Source organism: Streptomyces albus subsp. chlorinus (genome assembly GCF_013302895.1).
Taxonomy (GTDB): Bacteria; Actinomycetota; Actinomycetes; order Streptomycetales; family Streptomycetaceae; genus Streptomyces; species Streptomyces chlorinus.
The window spans coordinates 3835388-3845546 of record NZ_VJOK01000001.1 but is presented as its reverse complement, the minus strand read 5'-3'; the positions used below and the strand labels follow the sequence as shown (position 1 = coordinate 3845546).

At 74.6% G+C, this 10159-nt stretch carries 11 protein-coding genes; 6 read left to right on the top strand and 5 right to left on the bottom strand.

Going from position 1 to position 10159, the window contains the following annotated elements; genetic code table 11:
- Nucleotides 1–47: 47 nt before the first annotated feature.
- Nucleotides 48–602, bottom strand: a complete 555-nt coding sequence (locus tag FM076_RS17085) for a potassium channel family protein (protein WP_173871710.1) — start codon at nt 600–602, stop codon at nt 48–50.
- Between the two features lie 169 nt (nt 603–771).
- Here FM076_RS17085 and FM076_RS17080 point away from each other — a divergent pair, with 169 nt between their 5' ends.
- From FM076_RS17080 to FM076_RS17065, 4 genes are all read left to right on the top strand, one after another.
- A complete protein-coding gene (locus FM076_RS17080; protein ID WP_173871708.1) occupies nt 772–2028 on the top strand; it encodes a helix-turn-helix domain-containing protein in 1257 nt (418 codons plus the stop codon).
- A 144-nt stretch (nt 2029–2172) separates the two neighbouring features.
- Nucleotides 2173–3414 carry a helix-turn-helix domain-containing protein gene (locus tag FM076_RS17075; protein WP_173871707.1) on the top strand — a complete coding sequence of 414 codons (1242 nt, stop codon included), beginning with the start codon at nt 2173–2175 and terminating at the stop codon, nt 3412–3414.
- 140 nt (nt 3415–3554) lie between these two features.
- Nucleotides 3555–3974: a hypothetical protein gene (locus tag FM076_RS17070; RefSeq protein ID WP_173871705.1), complete on the top strand. Its 420-nt coding sequence runs from the start codon at nt 3555–3557 to the stop codon at nt 3972–3974.
- Nucleotides 3971–4171 carry a hypothetical protein gene (locus FM076_RS17065; RefSeq protein ID WP_173871703.1) on the top strand — a complete coding sequence of 67 codons (201 nt, stop codon included), beginning with the start codon at nt 3971–3973 and terminating at the stop codon, nt 4169–4171. The genes FM076_RS17070 and FM076_RS17065 overlap by 4 nt, the downstream gene beginning before the upstream one ends.
- Nucleotides 4172–4249: 78 nt before the next feature.
- Here the strand turns inward: FM076_RS17065 and FM076_RS17060 are convergent, their stop codons facing one another.
- Nucleotides 4250–4981, bottom strand: a complete 732-nt coding sequence (locus tag FM076_RS17060) for a FadR/GntR family transcriptional regulator (protein ID WP_173871701.1) — start codon at nt 4979–4981, stop codon at nt 4250–4252.
- A 246-nt stretch (nt 4982–5227) separates the two neighbouring features.
- On the opposite strand from FM076_RS17060, the gene FM076_RS17055 reads away from it, so the two are divergent.
- Nucleotides 5228–5800, top strand: a complete 573-nt coding sequence (locus FM076_RS17055; RefSeq protein ID WP_173871699.1) for a gluconokinase — start codon at nt 5228–5230, stop codon at nt 5798–5800.
- A gap of 143 nt (nt 5801–5943) precedes the next feature.
- A complete protein-coding gene (locus tag FM076_RS17050) occupies nt 5944–7347 on the top strand; it encodes a gluconate:H+ symporter (protein ID WP_173871697.1) in 1404 nt (467 codons plus the stop codon).
- Between the two features lie 3 nt (nt 7348–7350).
- Here FM076_RS17050 and FM076_RS17045 read toward each other — a convergent pair whose 3' ends face one another.
- From FM076_RS17045 to FM076_RS17035, 3 genes are all read right to left on the bottom strand, one after another.
- Nucleotides 7351–7995 carry a response regulator transcription factor gene (locus FM076_RS17045; protein ID WP_173874813.1) on the bottom strand — a complete coding sequence of 215 codons (645 nt, stop codon included), beginning with the start codon at nt 7993–7995 and terminating at the stop codon, nt 7351–7353.
- Between the two features lie 20 nt (nt 7996–8015).
- Nucleotides 8016–9332: a sensor domain-containing protein gene (locus FM076_RS17040; protein ID WP_173871694.1), complete on the bottom strand. Its 1317-nt coding sequence runs from the start codon at nt 9330–9332 to the stop codon at nt 8016–8018.
- A 236-nt stretch (nt 9333–9568) separates the two neighbouring features.
- On the bottom strand, nt 9569–10159 hold a 591-nt coding region (locus FM076_RS17035), incomplete at its 5' end, for an FtsX-like permease family protein (RefSeq protein ID WP_173871692.1).

Below are 10159 nucleotides of genomic sequence, written 5' to 3'. Positions count from 1 at the left end.
GCGCCGCCGGCGCGGTCGGCCCGACCGGCTCCGTCGGCTCGACCGGCTCAGCCCGGGCCGCGGTCGTCGCCGTCGCGGGCCGCACCGCGCGGGGGGCCGCCGGCGGCGGTGCGGCGCAGCCTGCCCGTGAGGGAGGTGGCGGCGGCCGTGAGGAAGACGAAGGTGTAGAGGATCTGGAGCAGGATGACCAGCCGCGCCGACTGGCCGCGCGGGGCGATGTCGCCGTAGCTGAGGGTCGCCAGTGTCAGCAGCGTGAAGTAGAGGGCATCCAGCCGGGTGCGCAATCCCTGGAACTCGCCCGGGTCGTGCGAGATCACGAAGTACGCGGAGGAGAACACCAGCACCGTCAGACACATCAGCGACACCAGCGCGACGGCCGTACCGGGACGGTCGAACAGGGCGTCCCGCATGTGCTTGAGGAGCAGTACGGCGATGACCGTCAGCACCAGCCCGAAGACCGTCCAGCTCAGCTCCGGCCGCTGCGGGCCCAGCACCCGCACGGGCAGCAGGAAGTAGGCCACGAACAGCCCCAGCACCAGCGGAGCGAGCAGGAGCCACGCCCGCGCGTGGGACGCGGACCGCCGTCCGCCGCTCTCCTCCATGCGGCCATCGTCCCCGGCCCCCCGCGCCGCCGCGCCCCGGAGGGGACCGGGTGGGCGTAGCGGTGCCGGGGCCTCCGCCACGGCGGCCTGGGTGAAGGAGGCCGCACAACGCATTCAGCATGGGGCCGGGTGGGCGTACCGTTCGGAGTGTCGAGTGAACGGAGGCCACATGCCGTCCGAGAAAGCCGAGTTCACAGCGCGGGGCCTCAGTGTCGGTGACCGGGTGCGTGCGCTCCGGGAAGCTCGCGGGATGACGCGGGCGGTGCTCGCGGGGCTGTGCGGGCGGGGGCCCGACTGGCTGAAGAAGATCGAGACCGGGGAGCGCGAGCTGGACTCGTACACGCTGCTGCTCCGGCTGGCCGCCGCGCTCCAGCTGACGGACCTGTCCGCGCTCACCGGCGAGGAGAGCGTCACCCAGCCGGTGCCGTTGGGGCGGCTCAACCATCCGGCGATGCCGGACATCTGGGCCGCCGTGATGATGCGGGGGCTCGCGGGCGACACCCCGCAGGCCTCGAACGGGGTGCCGGATGTCGCTGAGCTGCGGGGGCGCGTGGACCAGACGTGGCGGCTCTGGCACACCTCGCGGCGCAACCGGACGGAGGTCGGTGCGCTGCTGCCCGCGCTGATCCGGGACGCGGAGGCGGCGTCCCGGAACCTCGACGGCGCGGAGCGCCGCGCCGCCCTGGTGGCACTGTCGGACACATACCGACTGGTCGGTCAAGCGACGGCATACGTCGCCCCGGCCGAGCTGGCGTGGGTCGTCGCCGACCGGGCGCTGGCAGCGGCGCAGCAGGCGGACGACCCCGTGGCGATCGCCGCCGCCGCGTGGAACATGGGCAACATCCTGCGGGAGACGTCTTACCCGGAGGAGGCCCTGCGCACGGTCACGGAAGCGGCGGACCTACTGCGCCCGCTCCTGGACGACACGACACAGGAGCGGCGCGGCGTGTACGGGGCACTCCAGTTGCATGCCGCCGTGACCTGTGCCCGTGAGGGCCGCGAAGGGGACGCCTGGCGGCACTGGGACGAGGGCGAGCGCGTGGCGCGGTCGCTCCCGGACACCTACGTCCACCCCTCCACCGTGTTCGGCCGAGCGAACGTGGACTTCCACGCCGTGTCGGTGGCGACGGACCTGCGGACCTCGGGCAGGGCCCTCTCCCTTGCCGACACCATCGATCCGGACACCATGCCCTCCACCGAGCGCCGGGCACGCCTGTGGGTGGAGATCGCCCGTGGCCACCTCCAGCGCGGCGACGCCACCGCCGCCCTGCACGTCATGCAGCGCGCGCACGCCGTCAACACGGAGACGGTGCGCTACACCCCGGCAGCCCGTACGGCAACCGCCGACCTCTGGCGCCGAGCACCCCGCGCCCTGCGCACAGAGGCGAGCGAACTGGCGTCGGCGGTGGGGGTGGCTGTCGCCTGAACCGCTGAACTCGGTCGCCCCCCGCACAGGCGTCCCGCCAGAGGCCGGACCCGACGATCCGCCCGTGAACCCGTCGCCATGGTGGTCCGGTTCGCCGCCGGGTGGGCGTAGCGTGGAGGTGTCCACGTGTGGGGGTGTGCGGTGGTGCACGAGGGGTTCGAGACCAGCATCGGGGACCGGATCGGGCGGCTGCGTACGCGGCGCGGGCTGACCCAGGAGCGCCTGGCCGAGTTGGCCGATGTCTGTGTGGACACCGTCCGCAAGCTGGAGCAGAACAGGCGTCAGACAGCGCGCATGGCGACGCTCAACCGGCTGGCCCGGGCGCTGGATGTGGATGTGTCGGTGCTCGTCGGGTCGCCCGTCACGTTCGAGCCCCGCCCGGACGGGAGCGCGCCGTCGGTGCTCGCGCTGCGGCGGGCCGTGTCACCGGTGAGCGACCTGTTCGGCGGCGACGCGGACGAGCCGGACGCGGACCCCGAGGACCCGCCGGCCGTGGGTGCCCTGCGCGCGTCCCTCCGCGCCACGGAGAGCACCCGGCGGGAGGGCAGGATGGGCGAGGTCGGCTCCGTACTGCCCCAGTTGATCCGCGACGCCCGCGCCGCCGTGCGTGCGTACGAAGGCAGCGAACGGGACCGCGCGGCCGCCTACGCGGTGCTGGCGGAGGCGTACCAGGTAGCGGCCACCACCCTGACCGCGCTGGGCAACCCGGACGCCGCGTTCACCGCCATGGAGCGTGCCACCGCCGCCGCGCGGCGCTCGGACGACCCGCACCTGGAAGCCATCGGCGCGGCCACTCTCGCGTGGATCTTCACCAAGCAAGGGCGCCTGGAGGACGCGGAGACGGTGGCGCTGGGTCACGCCGACCGCATCGAGCCGACGTTCCGCTCGCACCCGCTCGACCTGTCCCTGTGGGGCATCCTGCTGCTGCGCGCGGCCACGGCCCTGGTCCGGCAGGGCGAGCGCCGCTACGACCGCGTGGAGGACCTGCTGCGCATGGCGACGGCGGCAGCCGCGCGCATCGGCGCCGACCGGCTCGACTACGCCACTCCGTTCGGGCCCACCAACACCGCCGTCGCCACGGTGAACTTCCAGGTCGAGATGGACCGCCCGTCTCCGGCCCTCACCACCGCGCGCGCCGTCCCCGGCCTGCGGTCCCTCCCGCCGACCTGGCGCGCCCGCTTCCACGTGGACCGTGCCCTCGCCCACGCGGGTCTCGGCCAGGACGAGTCCGCGACGCGCGCCCTGCTCGCCGCCGAACGCGACGCACCCGAATGGATGCGCTACCACGGCACGACGCGCCGTCTCGTCGCCGACCTCCACGCCCGTGAACGCCGTCGCACCTCACCACTGACACAACTGGCGGACCGGCTGGGTGTGGAGAGGTAGGACGCCCCGTCCCAGACGGCGGCGCGATAGGCACACAGCGTCACTGGCGCGCGACGAAGCGTCCTCCTACGGTGCGTCGCGAGTACGGCGGCACCGCCCTTAGCACGGTGCCGCGCACCCGCGGACACAGGACGGTCACCATGGCGCGTACCGCGCACAGCAGCCCCCATCCACCGCTCGGCGGCGGGTGGTCCCCACCGACCCACGCACCCTTCGTCCTGACCCCCGTCGGGGTGTGGTGGGACGCGGTGCGGGTGCCGTACGACGTCGGGGTCGACGTGGTCCGGCGGCTGGGGAACGCGGGTGGGAGTGTCATCGGGGACCCGTACGGGGCGTGGCTGTACTGGCTGGTGCCGACGGGGACCGGGGCGGTGTGGGGCGGGCTGCCCGCGGAGGCGGGCGCCGTGCATGTGTCGGTGGCGTGCTGGCTGCCCGTACCGGCGCGGGACCGTACCGGTCCGCCGGGCCCGTACTGGGCCGTGCCGTTCGCGAGGGACCGTGTGCTGACCGACCCCGACCGGCTCCGGGGAGCCCTCGCGGAGAGGGCGGAGGCGCGGTGAGCGGGATCGTGAGCGGCGGGCACTGCCTGCCGTGCGGGCAGTGGTGTGCCGAGACGGTGGTCGTGGCGGTGGTGGAGGTGAATTCCGGGCCGGGTCGCCTCGTCAGGGCGTGCCTGCCGCACGCCCGGGAGTACGCGGCCTACCCGCTGGCCCCCGCGTGGCTGCGGGACGACCTCGCGGCGCTGGAGGGGGAGTGACAGCTCCCAGGGGGTGGCGCCCGGAGGCCTGGGTCGGCTCGGGCCAGACCAGGCCAGGACAGGTCAGGCCAGGACAGGTCAGGGGGCCAGGACGTCCAGTTCGGCCATGGCGTCCTCGGTGATGGTGCGCATGGCGCGTTCGGCGCGGGCGCCGTCGCGTTCGCGGACGGCCTCGGCGACCTGGACGTGGAGGGTGACCGCCTCCTGGCGGGGGTCGCTGAACATCACCTCGTGGTGGGTGCGGCCGGCGAGGACCGCCGCGACGACGTCACCGAGGCGGGCGAACATCTCGTTGCGGGAGGCGCGCAGCACCGTGCGGTGGAAGGCGGTGTCGTGCACGAGGTAGTTCTCCAGCTGCTGGCCGCGTGAGGTGGCGACCATGCCGAGGGCGTGCTCGGTCAGCGCGGCGCACTCCTCGGGGGTGGCCAGCTCGGCGGCGAGCCGCGCGGCCACCGGTTCGACGGCCGAGCGCAGCACCGTGAGGGAGCGCAGCTGGCGGCCGCGGTCGGCGCCCGCGAGGCGCCAGGTGATCACCTGCGGGTCGTAGACGTTCCACTCCTCGGCCGGCAGGACGGTGACGCCGACCCGGCGCCGCGACTCGACCAGGTGCATGGACTCCAGCACCCGCACCGCCTCGCGGGCGACCGTGCGGGAGACCTCGTACCGCGCGGCCAGTTCCTCGGTGCGCAGCACCGTGCCCGGCGGGTACTCGCCCGCGGTGATCGCGGGCCCCAGCGAGGCGAGCAGCCGGGCGTGCAGCCCCCGCTCGCGCGCGGGTCCCCCTACCGGGGCCGCCCCCTGGCCGCTCATCAGTCGTGGCTCTCCCGTCGTCCCCGTGTTCCCCGTGGTCCCAGTCCGTCCCCGTCGGGCACGTGTCCGCCGGCTCCGCACCTTCGGCGGGCCTGCGGCACCGGGCCTGGAGGTCAGCCTACGTGCTCATCGTCACGCCAATTAAGTATGACTAATAAGAGTCCAACTCTTGAATACGTGTGACCTATGAGGTTAGGTGTGCTCGGCACCGAGGTCGATGAGGACTGTGAGGACGGTGGGTGTGCGATGACGTACCGGAACGTCGTGGTCGTCATGGGTGTGGCCGGTACCGGCAAGACCACCGTGGGACGGCTGCTCGCGGAGGCGCTGGACGTGCCCTACGCCGAGGCCGACGCCTTCCACCCGCCCGCCAACGTCGCCAAGATGTCCGCCGGCACCCCCCTGGACGACGCCGACCGCGCGCCCTGGCTCGACGCCATCGGCGCCTGGGCGCACGGCCGCGAAGGGCGCGGCGGAGTGGTCAGCTGCTCCGCGCTCAAGCGCGCCTACCGCGACCGGCTGCGGGCCGCCGCCCCCGGCCTCGTCTTCGTCCACCTGACCGGCGACCGCGCGCTGATCGCCCGGCGGATGGCCGAGCGGGCCGGCCACTTCATGCCCGTCGCCCTGCTGGACTCCCAGTTCGCCACCCTCGAACCCCTGGAGCCGGACGAGCGGGGGGTGGCCGTCTCCGTCGCGGCCGGGCCGCGGGCCGTCGCCGACCAGGCGCTGGCCGCCCTGCGGGCCGCGGACCACCGGACGGCCGCGCCCGCCACCGCCGCACCCGCCACCGCCGCACCCGCCACCCCCGCGGACCCCTGACCCCTCCCGCACCCCCGTCCCCGTTCCTGTCCTCTCCCGTTCCTCCTTGTCCTCCTCCCCGTCCCCTCCCCACCTCCCCACCTCCCCCTCTCTCCCTCCCCTCCCTCCGCCTCCCCCTCCCTCCGACCGGAAAAGGAAGAGCCGTGCGTCATCTCAGCGTCGAGATGCTGGCCGCGGGGTCACCGCAACCGGACCCCATCACGTCCGCCGGCAACGCCCAGTTGGGGATCGCCGCCCTCGTCGGCATCGCCGTCCTCGTCGTCCTCATCACCCGGTTCAAGCTGCACGCGTTCCTCGCGCTGACCGTCGGCTCCCTCGTGCTGGGCGCGGTGGCCGCCGCGCCCCTCGACAAGGCGATCGACAGCTTCACCACGGGGCTCGGTGACACGGTCTCCGGTGTCGGCGTGCTCATCGCGCTCGGCGCCGTCCTCGGCAAACTGCTCGCCGACTCCGGCGGCGCCGACCAGATCGTCGACACCATCCTGGCCAGGACGGGCAGGCGCGGCATGCCCTGGGCGATGGCGCTGATCGCGGGCATCGTCGGACTGCCGATGTTCTTCGAGGTCGGGCTGGTGCTGCTGATCCCGGTGGTGCTGCTGGTGGCCAAGCGCGGCAACTACTCCGTGATGCGGGTCGGCATCCCGGCGCTCGCGGGCCTGTCCGTGATGCACGGGCTCATCCCCCCGCACCCCGGCCCGCTGGTCGCCATCGACGCCATCCACGCCAACCTCGGCGTCACGCTCGCCCTCGGCCTCGTCGTCGGCATTCCGACGCTGGTGGTGGCCGGTCCGCTCTTCGGCAAGGTCGCCGCCCGCTGGGTGGACACCACCCCGCCCGAGGGCGTTGTGCCCGAGCGGGCGAGCGCCGAACTGGAGCGGCGGCCCGGCTTCGGCGTCACGCTGGCCACCGTGCTGCTGCCCGTCGTCCTGATGCTGGCCAAGGCGCTGACCGACATCGTGGTCGACGACGCCGAGAACACCGTGCAGCGCGTCATGGACGTCGTCGGTGACCCGATGATCGCGCTGCTGGCCGCCGTGCTGGTGGCGATGTTCACCCTCGGACGGGCCGCCGGCTTCGGCAAGGACCGGCTCGCGGAGACGGTGGGCGGCTCGCTCGGCCCCATCGCGGGCATCCTGCTGATCGTCGGCGCGGGCGGCGGCTTCAAGCAGACCCTCGTCGATGTCGGCATCGGCCGGATGATCCTGGACCTCTCCGAGAACTGGTCCGTCCCCGCCCTGCTGCTGGGCTGGCTCATCGCGGTCGGCATCCGGCTGGCGACCGGGTCGGCGACGGTCGCCACCGTCTCGGCCGCCGGACTCGTCGCCCCCCTCACCGCCGACATGTCCACGGGGCAGGCCGCGCTGGTGGTCCTCGCCGTCGGCGCCGGCTCGCTCTTCTTCAGCCACGTCAACGACGCCGGGTTCTGGCTGGTGAAGGAGTACTTCGGCATGAGCGTCGGCCAGACGGTCAGGTCCTGGTCGGTGATGGAGACCCTCATCTCGGTCGTCGCGCTGCTCCTGCTGCTGCCGCTGTCCCTGGTGGTCTAGCGGCTACGCCGACCGGTCCTCCAGGTAGCGGAGGACCGCCTGGACGCGGCGGTGGGTGGCGGTGGTCCGGGGGATGCCGAGCTTGTCGAAGATGGCGGCGGTGTGCTTCTCCACGGCCCGCGCCGAGATCCCCATCCGCTGCGCGATGGCCCCGTTGGTGAGGCCCTCGGCCATGAGGCCGAGGGCCTCGTGCTCGCGTGCGGTCAGCGCGGCCGGTGAGGGCCCGGCGTTCAGCAGGCGGGAGATGACGTCGGGGTCGAGCGCGGTGCCGCCCTCGACCACGCGGTGCAGGGCGTCCACGAAGTCGTCCACGTCCAGGACGCGGTCCTTCAGCAGGTAGCCGATGCCCGCGGGGCCGTCGGCCAGCAGGGCGTGCGCGTAGCTGGTCTCGACGTACTGGGAGAACAGCAGGATGCCCAGCCCGGGGTGGCGGCGGCGCAGTTCGGCGGCGGCGCGCAGGCCCTCGTCCCGGTGGGTGGGCGGCATCCGGATGTCGGCCACGACGGCGTCGGGCCGGGCGCGTTCCACCGCCGCCAGCAGCGCGTCCGGGTCACCGACGGCCGCGGCCACCTCCAGTCCCCGGTCGGTCAGCAGCCCGGCCAGTCCCTCCCTGACGACGACGGCGTCCTCGGCGATGACCAGGCGCAGCGGGGGCGCGTCCGGGCTCGTCACGTCGGCATCTCCCCCTGGATCGTGAGCGGCAGGCGGACGGTGGCCCTCGTCGGTCCGCCCGGCGGGCTGTCGAGGGACAGTGTGCCGTCCACGGTGCGGACCCGTTCGGCCAGCCCGCGCAGCCCGGACGAGCCGCCGGGCGCGGCAGGGCGCGGGGCCGCGCCGCCCCGCCCGTCGTCCTCCACGGCCAGTACCAGTTCCCGCGGGCCCGGCCCGTCCCCTCCCGCGAGGCGGGCGCTGACGGTGACGTTCCGGGCCCCCGCGTGCCGGGCGGCGTTGGCCAGCAGTTCGGCCGCGCAGAAGTAGGCGATGGTCTCCACCGCCTCGGGCGGGCGGGGGCCGCCGAGCAGGTCGGTGCGCACCGTGACCCGCAGGGCGGGCGACTCGATGTCCGAGCGGAGGGAGGCGAGGGCCGGGGCGAGGCCCTTGTCGAGCACGGGCGGGTGGATACCGCGCACGAGGTCCCGCAGCTCGCTCAGCGCCGTGCGGGCCGTGCCGAGCGACTGCTCGACCAGCTCGCGGGCCTTGGCGGTGTCCGCCGGCGCGGGCTCGGGGGCGCGCAGGGCCTCCTTGGCGCGGGTCAGGGCCATGGCCAGAGCGATCAGCCGGGCCTGCGCGCCGTCGTGCAGGTCGCGTTCGATACGGCGCAGCGTGCTGGCGGAGTCCCGTACCGCCAGGGCGCGGGTCTCCTCCAGGTCGTGCACCCGGTCGGCGAGGCGGAGCGGGCCCAGCAGGGTACGGGCCAGCAGCCGGACGAGGTCGGCGAGGCGGCGGCCCGCCCAGCCGGCCGCCGCCAGCAGCACCAGCCCGACGGCGGCCACGGCCAGGGCGCGCGGCCAGGTGTGCAGCGGGCAGGTGCCGGTGAGTTCGAGACCGGCGTGCCCGTTCTCGCGCACGGCCCGGAACCACAGCGGGTACGAGACCAGGGCGAGCCCGTACAGCCGTACGGGCACCTGGACGACCAGCAGCAGCACCCCGAGCGGCGCGTTGACCACGGCGTACGCCGCGCACCGCCAGGTCGCGGCGTCGTACGCCGCACGCAGCGGGCGGGGACGCGGTGGAGCGGGCACGTCCTCGCCGAGCAAGCCGCGCACGAGCGTCCGCTCCAGGTCCGCCAGCGCGCGGACGGCTGTCAGCACGAGGGAGAGGACCGGAGGTCCGGCCCTGGTCACGCACAGCACGGCGGCGAGGGCGAGCAGCGCCAGTGCGGGGGCTCCCAGCAGGGCTGGGAGCAGGGCGGCCACGGCGTACGCGAGGACGCGGAGTGCCTTGCGCGTCGCGGGGATGCCGAGAAGGTCGAGACAGCGGGTCACGGTTCGCCTTGGTGGTGCGGCCACCGGCCGGTCGGTGGGCCGGTCGGTGGGCCGAGTGCGGGTTTGGGGGTATGGGGGTACGAGTGCACCGTATGGTGCGGGACGTCAGGGGCGGGGACCGGTCGCGGTTGCGGTGGGTTCGGCACCGCCGGGCCGGTACGTCTCGCTTCTCGCCGTCGCGGCGGGAGGGAGGGGGCCCGGCGGGGAAAGAGGGGGCTCGATCGGAGGTGGGGCCCTCATGCCGGGGACGCGCGGCGTAGGTGGAGCGGCAGGGGGGCCAGGGTCGCCAGCAGGGTGAGGGTGAGGACCGCCGCGCCGGTGCCCGCCCAGGTGGTGGGCGGCAGCTCCGCGAGGGAGGCGCCCGCGGCGTCGCCGAGGGGGACCGTCACCGCGAGGGCGACGGCCGCGCCGGCGCCGAAGCCGGCACAGGTGACGGTCGCCGCCTCGGCCACCCGCATCCGCACCACCTGCCCCGCACCGGCGCCGGCCGCCCGCAGGAGGGCGACCTCGTGGCGGCGTTCGGCGCTGAGCATCACAAGGGTGTTGGCGGCGGCCAGCGCGGCGAAGGCGGCGTAGAGGACGGTCGCGAACAGGTCGATCCACGACGGGTCGGCGACGGCCGCCAGTGCCGCGAGCTTGACCAGGGTGAACGCGACGACCAGCGCCACCGGTGTGAGCGCGGAGGAGAGCCGCCGGGCGTTCGCCCTGATCTGCGCGAACGCCAGCTCGGCGGCGGCGCCCCCGCCCAGCCTGCGGGGCGCCGTCAGCAGCCGGACGGGGACGGCCAGCAGCCGTGCCCCCGCCCGGCCGATCACCGGGCCCGCCAG

Coding starts and splice junctions, on each gene's coding strand:
- FM076_RS17085 (WP_173871710.1), bottom strand. CDS start 602: ATGGAGGAGAGCGGCGGACGGCGGTCCGCGTCCCACGCGCGGGCGTGG.
- FM076_RS17080 (WP_173871708.1), top strand. CDS start 772: ATGCCGTCCGAGAAAGCCGAGTTCACAGCGCGGGGCCTCAGTGTCGGT.
- FM076_RS17070 (WP_173871705.1), top strand. CDS start 3,555: ATGGCGCGTACCGCGCACAGCAGCCCCCATCCACCGCTCGGCGGCGGG.
- FM076_RS17060 (WP_173871701.1), bottom strand. CDS start 4,981: ATGAGCGGCCAGGGGGCGGCCCCGGTAGGGGGACCCGCGCGCGAGCGG.
- FM076_RS17055 (WP_173871699.1), top strand. CDS start 5,228: ATGACGTACCGGAACGTCGTGGTCGTCATGGGTGTGGCCGGTACCGGC.